At 63.6% G+C, this 15,450-nt stretch carries 14 protein-coding genes; 9 read left to right on the top strand and 5 right to left on the bottom strand.

Annotation, left to right across the window (positions count from 1 at the left end):
* Nucleotides 1–33: 33 nt before the first annotated feature.
* On the top strand, nucleotides 34–1,038 hold the full coding sequence (locus tag Q7P63_01660) for a helix-turn-helix domain-containing protein (protein MDP0498780.1): 1,005 nt from the start codon (nucleotides 34–36) through the stop codon (nucleotides 1,036–1,038).
* Between the two features lie 8 nt (nucleotides 1,039–1,046).
* Here the strand turns inward: Q7P63_01660 and Q7P63_01665 are convergent, their stop codons facing one another.
* Entirely contained in the window at nucleotides 1,047–1,667 is a 621-nt protein-coding gene (locus tag Q7P63_01665) for a TetR family transcriptional regulator (protein ID MDP0498781.1), read from the bottom strand.
* Between the two features lie 70 nt (nucleotides 1,668–1,737).
* Here Q7P63_01665 and Q7P63_01670 point away from each other — a divergent pair, with 70 nt between their 5' ends.
* From Q7P63_01670 to Q7P63_01685, 4 genes are all read left to right on the top strand, one after another.
* Nucleotides 1,738–2,904, top strand: a complete 1,167-nt coding sequence (locus tag Q7P63_01670; protein MDP0498782.1) for an efflux RND transporter periplasmic adaptor subunit — start codon at nucleotides 1,738–1,740, stop codon at nucleotides 2,902–2,904.
* Nucleotides 2,905–2,919: 15 nt separating this feature from the next.
* Complete coding sequence (locus Q7P63_01675; GenBank protein ID MDP0498783.1) at nucleotides 2,920–6,051, top strand: efflux RND transporter permease subunit; 3,132 nt, start codon at nucleotides 2,920–2,922, stop codon at nucleotides 6,049–6,051.
* On the top strand, nucleotides 6,051–7,472 hold the full coding sequence (locus Q7P63_01680; GenBank protein ID MDP0498784.1) for an efflux transporter outer membrane subunit: 1,422 nt from the start codon (nucleotides 6,051–6,053) through the stop codon (nucleotides 7,470–7,472). Before Q7P63_01675 ends, Q7P63_01680 begins: the two co-directional genes overlap by 1 nt.
* 371 nt (nucleotides 7,473–7,843) lie before the next feature.
* A complete protein-coding gene (locus tag Q7P63_01685; protein ID MDP0498785.1) occupies nucleotides 7,844–8,863 on the top strand; it encodes an aldose epimerase family protein in 1,020 nt (339 codons plus the stop codon).
* A gap of 76 nt (nucleotides 8,864–8,939) precedes the next feature.
* On the opposite strand, the gene Q7P63_01690 is transcribed toward Q7P63_01685, so the two are convergent.
* The 4 genes from Q7P63_01690 to aroC are packed head-to-tail and all read right to left on the bottom strand — an operon-like array spanning nucleotide 8,940 to nucleotide 11,996.
* Entirely contained in the window at nucleotides 8,940–9,665 is a 726-nt protein-coding gene (locus Q7P63_01690; GenBank protein ID MDP0498786.1) for a peroxiredoxin-like family protein, read from the bottom strand.
* A 53-nt stretch (nucleotides 9,666–9,718) separates the two neighbouring features.
* Entirely contained in the window at nucleotides 9,719–10,282 is a 564-nt protein-coding gene (locus Q7P63_01695) for a class I SAM-dependent methyltransferase (GenBank protein ID MDP0498787.1), read from the bottom strand.
* 4 nt (nucleotides 10,283–10,286) lie between these two features.
* On the bottom strand, nucleotides 10,287–10,886 hold the full coding sequence (locus Q7P63_01700; GenBank protein MDP0498788.1) for a DUF4291 domain-containing protein: 600 nt from the start codon (nucleotides 10,884–10,886) through the stop codon (nucleotides 10,287–10,289).
* Between the two features lie 15 nt (nucleotides 10,887–10,901).
* Nucleotides 10,902–11,996 carry a chorismate synthase gene (aroC, locus tag Q7P63_01705; protein ID MDP0498789.1) on the bottom strand — a complete coding sequence of 365 codons (1,095 nt, stop codon included), beginning with the start codon at nucleotides 11,994–11,996 and terminating at the stop codon, nucleotides 10,902–10,904.
* 222 nt (nucleotides 11,997–12,218) lie between these two features.
* On the opposite strand from aroC, the gene hemC reads away from it, so the two are divergent.
* The 4 genes from hemC to Q7P63_01725 are packed head-to-tail and all read left to right on the top strand — an operon-like array spanning nucleotide 12,219 to nucleotide 15,243.
* A complete protein-coding gene (gene hemC, locus Q7P63_01710) occupies nucleotides 12,219–13,070 on the top strand; it encodes a hydroxymethylbilane synthase (GenBank protein MDP0498790.1) in 852 nt (283 codons plus the stop codon).
* Between the two features lie 54 nt (nucleotides 13,071–13,124).
* Entirely contained in the window at nucleotides 13,125–13,919 is a 795-nt protein-coding gene (locus Q7P63_01715) for a uroporphyrinogen-III synthase (protein ID MDP0498791.1), read from the top strand.
* Between the two features lie 15 nt (nucleotides 13,920–13,934).
* A complete protein-coding gene (locus Q7P63_01720) occupies nucleotides 13,935–14,594 on the top strand; it encodes a phosphoribosylanthranilate isomerase (GenBank protein MDP0498792.1) in 660 nt (219 codons plus the stop codon).
* 10 nt (nucleotides 14,595–14,604) lie between these two features.
* A complete protein-coding gene (locus tag Q7P63_01725) occupies nucleotides 14,605–15,243 on the top strand; it encodes a CPBP family intramembrane metalloprotease (GenBank protein MDP0498793.1) in 639 nt (212 codons plus the stop codon).
* The last annotated feature ends 207 nt before the right edge of the window (nucleotides 15,244–15,450 follow it).

A 15,450-nucleotide genomic window follows, 5' to 3' on the forward strand; every position in this document is an offset into this window, starting at 1 on the left:
TCCCGCGCGGGCGAACCTTGCCACACTCGCTCGATGGGCCCTCGGACTCTGGAACTGGCGACACCCCCCGCAACCCCTGGCGGTCGGCAACCGGGGCGGCGCGATTTCCAGCAAATCTGCTGGGACTTCCTCCGGGCGGCCGAGCGTCACCAGTTGCGCGTGCGTGTGCCGCGCCTGGAGCACCTGATGGAGCGCCACCCTAACCTGCACTACCATTTCAAGCCAGAAGTCTACCTGCAGGTGAGCGGCATCACCCGTTTTACCTTCCCGGGCGACTCGCAGGTGCTGCAGCCGGGCGAGATGATCGTGATCCCGCGTGGCGTACCGCACCAGGAGCAGGCGCAAGCCCACGGCGAGCCGGCCTGCCAGCTGGTGGTCGGTTTTTACTCGGACGTTGCCAGCCTGCACTTCGCCGGCGCACTGGGGCCAGAGGGGCCCGACATCGAGGCGATCGAGTTCTTCCACCTGCCGCAGCTTCAGTTGGTCGTCGACCAGCTCGACCACCTGACGCAGAGCCACTTCGAGCTTTCGCCGGTGCAAGACTCGCTTCAGCGCGCACTCGTCTGCGCGTTCCTCGCCACGATGGTCAACCTGACGGCTGCGCACACCCCGAAGAAGGGCGACCCGCAGCGTATCTTCCAGGTCAAATGGCTGGTGCGCGAGCAGCTCTACAACCCCAAGCTCAACGTCAAATTTATCGCGGCGGGCCTCAGCTGCTCGGCCGATTACCTTTCTCACCTCTTCCACAAGGAGACGGGTGAGACGCTGATCCATTACATCAACCGTCAGCGCATTGCCGGTGCGATCGATGCCTTGACGGAGACGCGGCTCTCGATCTCCGAAGTCGCGTGGTCGTGCGGTTTTGCCGATGCCGGCTACTTCACGCGTATGTTCAAGCGCCTGACCGGCAGCACGCCCAAGGAATACCGTAAATTGGCGGGCCCAGGAGAAAACTTACGCCCGCAGGCTCTACCCCTGAGCCACTTGAAAGCGGCTTCGGTCTCGACCCTGAGCCGCGAAACGGAAGACTGGAGCTAGATATTTGTCTAGTTTTGGGCAGGGTGGCCCTTTTCCAACCCGCTGAAAAACACGTTCAACGCCGTTTCGAGGTCTACCTCGATCTGGCCGCACCAAGGCTCCCGCAGGAAGTGCCAGTAGAGCCCCATGCCCATCGACTGGAGGATAAACGCGAGCTGGCGCGGGTCGTAATGGGCCGCCAGCTCTCCGGATTGCTGAGCGTGGCGGAAGACGTCTTCCGTGCTTTCCAGCAAGTCCAGCGAGTGGTTGATGCTCTGCTGGTAGGCCGGATTCATCTCCTGCACAAATTCGCAGCGGTGGAAGAGGATGGTATTGATGCGCTTGCGACGTTCGTCTGCAAAAAGTGAGCGCATGGCCCGCAGCACGTTCTGGTGGAATTGACCTAACGTGACGTGGTCGCTGTTGCCAAAGAGGTCTTCCCACGGCAAATTCACGCTCCGGATCAATTCTTCCATAATCTGCGCCTTATTTTCGAAGTGGTGGTAAATTGCGCCGCGGGTGTGGCCTGCGCGCTGTGCGATCTCGGCCAGTGAGGTCCGCGTGACCCCCTGCGCCATAAAGAGCTCGATGGCGGCATCAAGGATGGACTGGCGGGTGGCGGCGGCGTCTTCTCGGGAATTTCGGGCCATGTAAAGAATGGAACGTCGGATTCAAATAGTCGCTTGACTAGTTTAAGGAATTACACCAATGGATACATACATGAATGTTTCTATCAAGCCTCTGATGGCGGTTGCCGGATTTTTCTCGGCCCTGAGTCTTTCGGTGCTCGTGGGTTGCGGAGGGCACGGCGCCGAAGAATCCGCCGCCCACGGGGGCGGGGGTGGTGCGCCTTCGGGGCAACCGATGGAAGTTCCCGTCTTGCGCGCGCAGGTGAGCAACCAGGAATGGACGGAGGCCTACCCGGGCCGGGCCGAAGGTCTGCGCGAAGTGCAGATCCGCCCGCGCGTGAGCGGCATCCTGCTCGAGCGCGTCTACCAGGAAGGCTCCAAAGTGGAAGCCGGCGATGTGCTCTTCAAGATCGACCCGCAGCCCTTCCAGGTGGCGCTGATGAGCGCCGAGGCCGAGCTGGCCCGCGCCGAAGCCTCCCTGCGCGAAGCGGAGCGTAACTGGAACCGGACGCGCCGCCTTTACGATTCCAACGCGATCAGCGAGCGCGAGCGCGACAACGCCCTTTCGACCTTCGAGCTCGCCCAGGCAGAGCTGAACGTCCAGAAGGCCTCCGTCGAAGAAGCCAAGCTGCAGCTCGGCTACACTTCGGTCGAGTCCATCGTGCCGGGCGTGACGAGCCTCGAAGCGGTGCCGCAAGGCAGCCTCGTCGACTCCAGCACCCTGCTCGCGACGGTCACGCAGCTCGACCCGGTGCAGGTGCGCTTCTCGATCTCCGAGACCGATCCGATTTTCGCCGTACTGCAGCAGCACCGGGCAGATGCCGGTAGCGATTTGACGGCCCGCCTTCGTCTCGACGACGGCACGACGCTCGACGGCAAGGTCGACTTTGCCGCCAGCACGGTCAATTCCAACACCGGCACGGTGCAATACCGCGCGCTCTTCGAGAATCCCGACGCACGCATCCTGCCCGGCATGTTCGTCCGCGTGTCCTTTGCCGATCTCACCCTCGAAAACGTGGTGCTGATCCCGGAGACCTCGGTCATCACCAGCCCACAAGGGCCGATCGTCTACACCGTGGGGCCCGACAGCACCGTGCAGCCGCGCCCCGTCCAGCTCGGGCCGATCTTCGGTAACCAGCAAGCCATCGTTTCCGGTTTGAAGGAGGGCGATCAGGTCCTGACCGGTGCCATCATCCGCGTGCGCCCCGGCATGCCGATCAAGCCTGTGGTTCAGCAGAACCAGAATCAGGAAAGCTAAGCCGGGCCCTAGACCATGATTTCCAAGTTTTTCATCCACCGTCCGATCTTCGCGACGGTTATCTCCATCGTCATCGTCCTTGCGGGCTTGATGTCGATGCGGATGCTGCCCGTGTCGCAGTATCCCGAAATCGTGCCGCCGCAGGTCACGGTGACGGCCGTGTATCCCGGTGCCAGCGCCGAGGTCATTTCCGAAACCGTCGCTTCGCCCATCGAGCAGGAGATCAACGGCGTAGACAACATGATCTACGTCAGCTCCACGGCGGCAGACAGCGGTACGTTGAACATCACCGTCACCTTCGAGCTGGGCACCGACCCGGACCAGGCGACGATCGACGTCAACAACCGCGTGCAGGCCGCCCTCTCGCGCCTGCCCGAAGAAGTGCGCCGACAGGGTATCCGCGTGCAAAAGCGTTCCTCCTCGATTCTGCAGGTGGTCACGCTTTACTCGCCCGACGGTTCGCTCGACCCCATTTACATCAGCAACTACGCGCTCTTGAACGTCGTGGACGAGCTGAAGCGCACGCCCGGCGTCGGTGACGCCAGTGCTTTCAGCAGCCAGGACTATTCGATGCGCATCTGGCTCAAGCCCGACAAGCTGGCCGAATACGGCCTGACGCCGGGCGACGTGGCCGAGGCCGTGCGCGCACAAAACGCGCAGTTCGCCGCCGGTAAGTTTGCCGCCGAGCCCGACCCGCTGAAGCAGGGCATGACCTACACGGTCACCACCACCGGCCGTCTCGTTACGACCGAAGAGTTTTCCCGCATCATCCTGCGCGGTAACGAAGAGGGCAGCACGCTGCGCCTCGGCGATGTCGCCCGCGTCGAACTGGGCGCTCAGGACTACAGCTTTGCCGCGACCCTCAATGGCCGCCCGGCCGCCACGCTCGGTATCTACCTGCAGCCCGGCGCCAACGCGCTCGATACGGCCCTCGCCGTGCAGTCCACGATGGAACGCCTCAAGGAAGGCTTCCCCGAAGGCCTCTCTTACGAGATCCCCTTCGACACTACGCGCTTCGTGGATGTGGCCGTGCATGAGGTGATCAAGACCTTCATCGAAGCCATCATCCTGGTGATTCTGGTGGTGTTCCTGTTCCTGCAGAACTGGCGCGCCACCGTCATCCCGCTGCTCGCCGTGCCCGTGTCGCTCATCGGCACCTTGGCCGGGATGCTCATGCTCGGGTTCTCGATCAACCTGCTGACGCTGTTCGGCATGGTGCTCGCCATCGGTATTGTGGTGGACGACGCCATCGTGGTGCTCGAAAACGTCGAGCGGATCATGCGCTCCGAGCACATCGGGCCCAAGGAAGCAGCCGTCAAGGCCATGGAGGAAGTTACGGGGCCGGTTATCGCCATCGTGCTGGTGCTGTGCGCCGTGTTCGTGCCGGTGGCATTCCTCGGCGGCCTCACCGGGGTGATGTATCAGCAGTTCGCCATCACGATTGCGATCTCGGTGTTCATCTCCGGCATTGTGGCGCTCACGCTGACGCCCGCGCTCTGCGGCATCATGCTCAAGCCCGGCCACATCGAGCCCATCCTGCCCTTCCGCATCTTCAATCGCTTCTTCGACAAGGTGACGGACGGCTACACCGCCGGGGTGAAGTTCTTCCTCAAGCGCGTGATCCTCGGCCTGCTCGTCTTTGCCGGCCTCATCGCCGCCACGGGCTGGATCTGGCAACAGATCCCCGGTGCGCTCGCCCCCGAAGAAGACCAGGGCTACGTGATCGCCTTCACCAACCTGATGCCGGGCTCCTCGCTCGACTCGACGATGGACATCACGGGCCCCTACTCGGAAGAGCTGGCCAACCACCCGGCGGTGCGCAACGTCATCATGCTCTCGGGCTTCGACCTCCTTTCAAGCTCCCGCAAGACCAGCAGCGCCGTTTCGTTCGTCACGCTGGAAGACTGGAAGAAGCGTAAGGAGACGGAGCTGCAAGCCCCGGCGGTCGCTGGCGCGGCCAGTGCCTTCGGTGCCAAGTATGAAGATGCGATCATCTTCTCCTTCAACGCACCTCCCATCACCGGCCTCAGCTCCACCGGCGGTTTCGAAGCCTACATCCAGGACCGCTCCGGCGGCGACCAGGCCCAACTCAACGCCAAGGTGCAGGAGTTCGTGGCTGCGGCCAACGAACGCCCCGAGCTGGCAGGCGTGCGCACCACGCTGAACGTGACGGTGCCGCGCTACCGCGTGGAGGTGGACAAGGAAAAGGCGCGCTCCATGGGCGTCGACGCCTCCCAGGTCTACCAGACGATGCAGAGCACCTTCGGTTCGCTTTACGTCAACGACTTCACGCTCTTTGGCCGTAACTATCAGGTGACGCTGCAGTCGGAGGCCGAATACCGCCGCTCGCCTTCGGACTTGCGCAAGGTCTTCGTCCGCGCCAGCGACGGCACGATGGTCCCGATCTCCAGCCTGCTCTCCTTCGAGCGCACGGTGGGTCCGGAAATCGTGGAACGCTTCAACGTGTTCCCTGCCGCCAAGCTGCAAGGCCAGCCCGCGCCGGGCTTCAGCTCCGGCCAGGCCCTTGCCGCGATGGAGCAGGTGGCCGCCGAAGTGCTGGGCGACGAGTTCGCTCTGGCCTGGACGGGTGCCTCCTACCAGGAAAAGCAGACGGGTGGGGCGCAGTCGCTCCTCATCTTCGGCTTCGGTATCGTGATGGTGTTCCTCATCCTCTCGGCCCAATACGAGCGCTGGTCGCTGCCCTTCGCCGTCATCACCGCCGTGCCCTTTGCGGCCTTCGGTGCGGTGCTCGCGGTGTTCCTGCGCGGCCTCAGCAACGACATCTACTTCCAGATCGGTTTGCTCGTGCTCACCGGCCTTGCGGCCAAGAACGCGATTCTGATCGTCGAGTTTGCCGTGATGAAGCGGGCCGAAGGCCTCTCGCGCTTCGATGCGGCCCTGGAAGCAGCCCGCCTGCGCTTCCGCCCGATCGTGATGACCTCGCTCGCCTTCATTCTCGGCTGTGTGCCTCTGGCCACCAGCACGGGTGCCGGCGCTGCCAGCCGCCACTCCATCGGCACAGGCGTGATCGGCGGCATGCTCGCCGCGACGTTCATCGCCATCTTCTTCATCCCCATGTTCTACCGGATGATCGACCGCACTGGCGCCAAAGACAAGCAACCCCGCAATCCCGAACCGGCCTCGTGATGAAACCTTGGATCTTGACCCTCCCACTCATCGGGCTGGCCGGGTGCAGCCTGGCACCTGACTACCAGGCGCCGCAACCGGCCCTGCCGGCTCAGCTGCCGGCCTTCGATCAGGACGACGCCTCCGCCGACGCGAAGGACCTCGAGACCTCCCAGGTCTGGTGGACCGCCTTTGGCGACGCTCAGCTCAACCGCTGGGTCGAGCGCGCGCTGCTGGAGAACGACAACGCCGAGATCGCCGCCGCCCGGGTGCGCGAAGCCCGTGCGCTGCTCGGCCTCTCCACCGCCGAGCTCTTCCCCAGCCTTGGCGGGCAGGGGCAGGCGACGCGCCAGGACTCGGCAGCCGGCCTCTCGCAAGTCGATGGCCCATACAACACCTATCAGCTCAGCGGCGCCCTCAGCTACGAGCTCGACCTGTGGGGCCGCCTGCGCAACAGCCGCAAGGCCGCGCGCGAGCAGCTCCTCTCGACCACCTACGGGCTCGAGAGCATCCGTCAGGCGCTGGTAGCGGATACGGTGACGGCCTACTTCAACGTCATCGCCGCCCGCATCCAGGTAGGCATCGGCGAAGCCACCGTGGCCGACCGCAAGGAGTCGCTGCGCCTGCAGCAGCTCCGCTTCGACAACGGTGCCATTACCGAGCTGGAGCGCCAACAGGCCGACGCCGACTACGCCGCCGCCCTCACGCGCTTGCCCGACCTCAAGTCGGGGCTCGAAATGGCTGAGAACGCCCTTCTGACCCTCGCCGGGGCCGATCCGGAAGCCTTCTGGACGCGCGCCGAGCTGGACAAGATCGGCAACGAGCTGCCCAGCACCGTTTCCATCGATGCCAGTGTGACGCCGCTCGCGCTCCTCCAGCAGCGCCCCGACATCCGCGCCGCCGAAGCCGACGCCCAGGCCGCCACCTACAACATCGGGGTGGTGCGCGCGCAGCGCTGGCCCACGCTCTCCGCCAGCGCCCTGCTCGGCACGGCAGCGCTCGATATCGACGACCTCTTCACCCGCGACAGCCGCACCTGGTCGGTCTCCGGCAACCTCGCCGGCCCGATCTTCGACTTCGGCCGCACCTCCAACCGCATCGAAGCCTCCGAGGCCCAGCAAGAGCAGGCCCTGTTGAACTACGAGGCGGTGGTGAAGCAGGCCTTCCGCGAAGTGCGCGAAAACTGGCGTAACTACGATTTTGCGCAAGAGCGCGTGACGGCAGCCACCCAACAGGCTGCCGCCTACGACCGCACGGTAGAGCTGGCGCAGACCCGCTACGACGAGGGTTACACGAGCTTCCTCGAGTTGCTCGACTCCCGTCGCTCGCAGTTCGATGCGCAGCTCTCCCTCACCTCCGCCCGCCTCACCTACCTGGTCGAGGCCGTGGACCTGATCAAGGCCCTCGGCGGTGGACCGCAGATCTTACAGCGAGACCAATAGGACATATACAGAGAGATGAGTCCGCATGATCGGACTGACACAGAGACAGACAGCGAACAAAACCGATAAACAGGTATCATAGATAGCGAGCTGGGCGGCCCTGCGAGACACAGGGCCGCCCTTTGCGTGTACCGGCCAGGCATCGGCCCTCGATTTGACTGTCAAGTAAAGTGGGCGTCGCGCCTCGCGTAACCTCGTGTAGGGTGGGAGGGTGGCGAGCGCCGCGAGCGACTGCCATGAACGACCCAACCCCTCCCGTTACCTCCCACATGAAATCTTCGCGACCATTCCGCCTCTTTGCTGGCCTTTGCAGCCTCGCCTGCGTCCTTTCAGCTAGCGTTTCGGCGAAAGTTTCTTCTGAATCCTACGGCATGAGCCCCGACGGAAAGAAAGTTACCCTTTACACCCTGGAGAACGACAACGGCGTCTCCGTCAGCATCATGGATTACGGCGCAACCATCGTGAACTGGATGGCGCCCGACCGTGACGGCAAGCTTGGCGACATCGCCCTCGGCTTCGACGGCATCGAAGGCTTCACGCAAGCCGGCAACCCCTACCTGGGGGCTGCGATCGGCCGCTACGGCAACCGCATTGCCAACGGCAAGTTCGAGCTCGACGGCGAAACCTACACCCTCGCCACCAACGACGGCGCCAACCACCTCCACGGTGGCAAGCAAGGCTTCGACAAGCGCATGTGGAAGGCCAAGGCCGACAAGAAGAGCAACGCGGTCGCCTTCAGCTACGTGAGCGCCGATGGCGAAGAAGGCTACCCGGGCAAGCTCGACGTCACCATCACCTACACGCTCGAAAGCGACGACACGCTGGTGATCGACTACAAGGCCAAGACCGACAAGCCCACCGTCCTCAACCTCACCAACCATACCTATTTCAACCTCGCCGGCAAGGGCACCGTCAAGGACCACGAGGTGCGCCTCAACGCCCCCTATTACACCCCTGCGGGTGAGGGGCTGATCCCGACCGGCGAAATCCTCTCCGTCAAGGGCACGCCGTTCGACTTCCTCACGGCCAAGAAGATCGGCAAGGACCTGGAGAAGACGGGCCTCGAGCCCAAGGGTTACGACCACAACTTCGTGCTCGCCAGCGACAACCCCGGCAGCGTGCGCTTTGCGGCGGAAGTCTACGAGCCCACCACCGGCCGCGTCCTCATCACCGAGACCACCGAGCCCGGCATCCAGTTCTACACCGGCAACTTCCTCGACGGCACCATGACGAACTGCAAGGGCGGCAAAGCCTACGAGCAATACGCCGGCTTCTGCCTCGAAACGCAGCACTTCCCGGACTCGCCCAACCACCTGCACTTCCCCACCACCACGCTGCGCCCCGGCGAAACCTACACCTCGCAGACCCGCTACCGCGTGACCACCCGCTAAGGGCGGCAGGTAAGTTTCTTTCCCATTGAAGGATGACGCTGCAAAGGCGTCATCCTTTTTTGTGAGCTGAAATCGCCTACAGCCGCTTGGCGGCCGCCACCACATCCGCAGGCTCGGCGCGCTTGGTGTAGTCGACATCGAGGAAGGCCCACTTGATGATGCCGTCGGTATCGATCACGTAAGTGGCGGCGAGCGGCAGCTCATAGGTGCCGGGGCTGTTGCGCTTGGGCGTCAGCGGCACACCCCAGGCGAGGTAGCGCTCGGCGAGGTCTTCGGGCATCTGATAGACGATGCCAAACCAGCGAGCGGCGTCGTTGTTCACGTCGCTCAACACCTGAAATTCCAGCCCATGCTTCTCCGCGGTCGAGAGCGCGCCGTCGGGTGCGTCGGGCGAGATGGCGACCAGTTGCGCGCCCGTTTTCTTCAACTCGGGCAAGTGCTGCTGCATGATCGCGAGCTGGAGATTGCAGTAGGGGCACCAGCCGCCACGGTAAAAGGTCACGACCACGGGCCCATCCTGGAGCAGCTCGCTCAATTGCACCGTCTGCCCGGTGGCGTTGGGTAGGGCGAAGTTGGGGGCGCGGTCGCCAACCTGCAAGGCATGCTTCACGATGCCCTGTTCGCGCAGTTGCTGGAAAGCCTGGTCGGTCAAGTCCTTGGTGCGCTGGTCGATCTGGCTGGCCGCCGCCTTCTTTTGGGCTTCGAGCTGGGCCTTCAGGGATTTTTCGGCTTGTAGGCCGGTAAACAGCCCCAGCACGCAGGCGAGAGCGGAGAGACGGGAGAGGGAAGCAAAGGATCGCATAAGAAGAATAAGAACGCGTTGGGCGTTCACTATTCCCTGGACCGTCGCTTTGTCTACTGTTCTTTCACCGCCCAGAGCAAAAAGGGGCTCGGGCGCTGGGTGCCGGCCGGCTTGAGCGTCTCGACTTTCATGCCCGGTTGCGCGGCCAACCACCGCTCGACTTCGTCCGCTTCCTCTGCGCCTGCCGAGTGCCCGGGGTAGCAGATCACGCTCAATACGCCCCTCGTGCGCAAGCAATGCACCGCCTGTGCAAGCGCCTGCAGCGTGCTGGGCGTATGGGTGGTAACGGCCTTGTCGCCACTGGGAAGGTAGCCGAGGTTGAACATAGCGAGGGCGATCTGCCCATGCACCTTTTCGGGCACATACTGGGCCAGCGCGGCATGGCTGGCCTCGATCAGCGTCACATTATCGGCCATGCCATGCGCGACCAGCAGCGCACGGGTCCGCTCGATCGCCACGGCCTGCAGGTCGAAGGCCCAGACGTGGCCGGCGTCGCCCACGCATTCGGAGAGCAGGCGCGTATCGTGGCCGTTGCCCGCCGTCGCATCGACGACGAAGTCGCCTTCGCGCAACAGGGCCTTCACGCGCACATGCGCCTCTTCGGTGACGCGGAGCATAGTCTTACAACATTCCGATTTTTGCCGCAATATCCGACGGCAGCAGGTAGGGGCGCTCTGGAGGCAGTAGCTCACTCGCCGCTTGATACCGCCCACCCAAGACTTCTTGATAAATCTGCCTTGCCAAAGGTGTGACGTCTTCGATGTGAGAAATCCAGTCCTTTACATACTGTTCCACGGCTTCGCCCGACAAACCGACTTGAAGCGAGCGATAATCCAAGGGAGCGAAAGAAAGATCGCGTTCCGGATCCCATTGCACACGGACGGGCGATTCTTGCATCGCCCGCTTCCATTCCGCTTCGTCATTGTGGCGGGTTGAATCAAAATGGCTGAGACAAGCATGGGACAATGCCCATTCGAAGCCTCTTCGCGAGATATCGACTGCCAACACCCTTGTCTGACCTTCCTTTTCGGCCCATCCGCAGCGATACATCATCCAGAGAAATGACGGCTTGATCCATGTCATGCGCGTCATCTTGAAAGGGCCGCAAAAGGTGCCCCGCTCTAGAGCGGCGTCTGCAATCGGATCGGCGTAGGCTTGGTAAACACGGATCGTCTGTTCCGTATATACGGCCCTGATCTCTCGCAGAGGTGGGGAGTGCATCTTTTAGTTTCTTCCTTACGCGAACTGGAACGTCCGGTTCTGCGCGGCGTGGCGCAGGTAGTGGTCGAGCAGCACGAGTGCCGCCATGGCTTCGATGATCGGCACCGCGCGGGGCACGACGCAGGCATCGTGGCGCCCGCGGCCCATCAGCTCCGTTTCCTCGCCTTGCAGGTTCACCGTGGGCTGCCTCTGGATGATGGTCGCGGTGGGCTTGAAGCCGACGCGGAAGTAGATTTCCTCGCCGTTGGAGATGCCGCCCTGCACACCGCCGCTGCGGTTGGTCTTGGTGCGCACCTTGCCCTCGCGGTTTTCAAAAAGGTCGTTGTGCTCGCTGCCCTTCATCAGGGTGCCGGCAAAGCCGCTGCCAACTTCGAAGGCCTTGGTCGCGGGCAGGCTTAGCATGGCCTTGCCGAGGTCGGCTTCCAGCCGGTCAAACACAGGCGCACCGAGGCCGATGGGGCAATTGGTGATGTGGCACTTCACGATGCCGCCCACGCTGTCGCCCTGGCTTCGCACCTCCTTGATGCGGGCGATCATGCGCTCGGCCGTTTCCAGGTCGGGGCAACGCACGGCGGTGGCCTCAACTTCGGCCAGGGTGGGGGCGGTCGCCAGCTCCGGCATCGCGATGTCGTGCACGCGCTCGATGTAGGCGACGATTTCGACCCCAAGGGCCTCCTTCAGGATCTTGCGGGCGACGGCACCGGCGGCCACCCGGCCAATCGTTTCGCGGGCGCTGCTGCGGCCACCACCTTCGGCGGCACGGCGGCCAAACTTTTGCTGGTAGGTAAAGTCGGCGTGGCTGGGGCGATACTTTTCGCGCATCTCCGTGTAGGCCGAGGGGCGCGCGTCCTTGTTGACCACGTTCATGGCCAGCGGGGTGCCCAGCGTGCGGCCTTCGTAGATGCCACTGAGGAACTGCACGGTGTCGCTCTCGTTGCGCGGCGTGGTGATGTCGCTCTGGCCCGGGCGGCGGCGGTCGAGCTCGAACTGCACGTCCGCCTCGGTCAAGGCCAGCCCAGGGGGGCAGCCGTCGATAACCACGCCCACGCTACCCCCGTGGCTCTCGCCCCAGGTGGAAATCCGGAAAAGGGTGCCGAAGTTGTTACCCATGTCGTTTGAGGAAAAGGGCATTCCCAACCCTTTGGCAAGCGCCGAGAACGGCTCATTCGGATGAACAGAAGGAAACGATGAAAACAGAAGAACACCAAGACCACGAAGTGGAGAGAGATTTTTTGATCTTCGTGTTCTTCGCGTCCTTCTGTAAAACCTCCTTTGTTCTCTTCGTTTCTTCTTCTTGCCGGGGTCGCTTCCATCTCCCAAGGTGAGGTGCTTATGTCCAGTGCACCTCTTCGATTGGCGACGCGGCAGAGTCCTTTGGCCATGGCCCAGGCTGAGCTGGCGGCGGCATGGTTGGGCGAAAAGCTCGGCCTCGAAACGGTCTTGCTGCCGATGACTACCACGGGAGACGAGCGCCTCCAGTGGTCCCTCGAAGCCAAAGGCGGCAAGGGGCTGTTTACGTCGGAGCTGGAAAATGCCCTGCTAAACGGTGAAGCCGACCTCGCCGTGCACTCGTGCAAGGATCTGCCGACCGATAACCCTGCCGGGCTCGCGCTGGGTGGCTTCCTGCCCCGCGAAGATGCCCGCGACGTGCTCGTCCATCGCGTGCCGGTCGAGCGCCTGAAGCTGGTGGCAACGGGCAGCCCCCGCCGCCGCGAGCAACTGCGCCTGCGCTTCCCGCACCTGCAGTTTACGGAGATCCGGGGCAATGTGGGCACGCGAATGCGCAAGATCCTCGAAGGCCAGGCCGACGCCACCATGCTCGCGATGGCGGGCCTCAAGCGCCTCTCCGTCGAAGCCCCCGAGGGGCTGACTTTTGAGCCGATGAGCGTGACGGATAGCGTGCCGGCGGCCGGGCAGGGAGCCATTGCGCTCCAATGCCGCGTGGCCGATGTGGAACGCTTTGCCGGTGTGCTGTGCGCGGAGACGGCCCGGGCCGTCACGCTGGAGCGCCGCATCCTCGCGGGGCTGGGCGGCGGTTGCCACAGCGCCACGGCGGCCCACTACTCCGACGGCTGGCTGCGCGTCTTCCATGCCCCGGTGGGCACGATGGAAGTGGCCCTGCAGCCCGACGACGAGGACGCCATCCAGGCCGTGCTGCGCGAGCTGCACCGCCGCGAAGCCTAGCGGCACCTGCGGCCCGCTCTCGACAAGCCGCCTCGAAGGCATACAGTGACGCCTATGATCAACCCGCAACCATTGCGTGGGCGCCGCATCGTCGTGACGCGCCATGCCGAGGGCAACAGCCGACTGGCTGCGCGCCTGCAGGAGCTTGGCGCCGAAACGGTCGAGCTGCCGCTGATCCAGGTCGAATCGGCCGTGGACCGCCTGACGGCTGGCGACGTGTTTCGCGACATCTCGCAATACGAGTGGATCGTCTTTACCAGCGCCAATGGCGTGCGCTATTTCTTCGAAGCGTTTTTCAAGGCCTTTGAAGACATCCGCTCGCTCGGCATCATGCGCATCGCGGTTGTCGGCGAAGGCACCGCCCGCCAACTGCGCGAGCTGCACCTGAAAGTCGACCTGATGCCCGAAGAGGCCCGTGCGGAAAAGCTGGCCGAGGCCATGGAAGCGGAGCAGACGCTCGACAACCTGCGCGTGCTCGTGATCACGGGCAACCGCAACCGCGATGTGCTGGTCGACAAGCTCAACGAGGCCCGTGCCATCGTCGATACGCTGCAGGTCTACAAGACGGAGCTGACCGAGCTGAAGGCGCACCCCGCCGCGCTCCAGTTCCGCGCCGAAGGGGCCGACGCGCTGATCTTTGCCAGCTCGTCGGCCGTTACCAGCTTTGGCGAGCAGGCGCAGCACCTCAAGCTGCAGCCGGGCGCAAAAGTGCCGCAGCTCTGCAGCTTTGGGCCGATCACCTCCGAGACGATGCGCAAGGCCGGTATCCCCATCGCGGTCGAAGCGCAGGAAAGCTCGCTCGACGGCATGGTCGCCGCCCTTGTCGAACACTTCACCAGCGGAAACTAAGGAGTCGTTTTATTCATGGATGTAGCCGTCAAAGTCTGCGGGATCACCAATCGACAGGATGCGGAGCGCGCGCTCGACCTGGGCGCCGAATACCTCGGGATCATCGTCTACGAGAAGAGCCCGCGTGCCGTCGCGGTGGGTGAGATCCCCAACCTCCTGCGCTACATCCCCCGCGGCAAGCGCGTGCTGGTCGACGTGTCGACGGCGACCGACGTGCTCGACCAATACAAGGAGCTGCCCTTCGACGCCTACCAGATCCACTTCGACCTTGAGGTGGCGATTGCGACCGTCGCCGCCTGGGCCGGGCTGGTCGGCACCGAACGCCTCTGGCTGGCCCCCCGCATCCCCAACGACGAGGCCTACTTCCCGCAGATCACGATGGAGTTTGCCGACACCATCGTGATCGACGCCTACAGCAAGAGCGCGTATGGCGGTACCGGCCACGTGGCCGATTGGCAGCGCTTTCTCGACTGGAGCATGCTCTACCAGCACAAGCGCTGGATCCTCGCCGGCGGCCTGAACCCCGACAACATTGGGGCAGCCCTGCGCGCGACCCAGGCGGAGTTTGTGGACGTAAACAGCGGGGTGGAGCGGGCACCGGGCGAAAAAGACCCGGAGAAGCTGGCCGCATTTTTCCGGGCGGTGCGCGAGGCCGCCTCCGAGCTGCCCCAGTAGCCGCCGGCTGATGACCACCGGCGGAGCGATGCGCAAAGCGGCCCTGTGGCTGGAATGGGCCGCGCTGTTTCTCGCCATCCCGCTCATCGCCTGGCTCGACTGGATCCGCGCGAGCAAATTCCTGATCTTCGCCGGGCCGTTGGTCTACACGCTGCTGGTGGCGTTGATCGTGCGCCTGCCTCCGCTGGAGCGCCCGCAGCCGCCTCGCTTTCGCCGCGTCTGGCTGCTACGCTTCGCCCTCTGCGCGCCCGCCGTCACGCTGCTCACGTGGTGGTTGCTGCCCGACAGCTTTCTCAGCTTCCCGCAAGGCAACTTCCGCATGTGGCTGATCGTGATGGCGCTCTACCCCTTCCTTTCCGCGCTGCCGCAAGAGTTCATGTATCGCCGCTTTTACTTTGCGCGCTACCGGGCGATCTTCGGCTCAGGGGCGGGGCTCTTCTGGAGTAGCGCGCTCACCTTCAGCGCCCTCCACCTCATGTACGACCAGTGGATGAGCCTCCTCCTGTCGCTCATCGCGGGCATCTTCTTCACGCAGACGTATGCGCGCACCGGTCGCCTGATCGACGTCTGGTGGGAGCACGCCCTCTACGGCAACCTCGTCTTCACCATCGGCCTCGGTCGCTATTTCTATGAGGCCGTGGCGCGGTAGTGTCGCATTGAGCGACAAAGATGGGATTCTTGTCAATTTGCATGAGCGTTTGCCACCCAGTCAGTGGCACCCCTTCAGAGATCTCTGCAAAAGAAGTACCTTTTGAGTTCTGGATCTGCTAGAGTGTGTGGATGGAAGGCAAACCGAGCGATCAACGGAGCTTTTTTGAGGTATTGTCGGAGGATCGTGGTCGTGGGAATCGTGTGC

The sequence above is a fragment of the Verrucomicrobiota bacterium JB022 genome (assembly GCA_030673845.1).
Lineage (GTDB): Bacteria > Verrucomicrobiota > Verrucomicrobiia > Opitutales > Oceanipulchritudinaceae > WOUP01.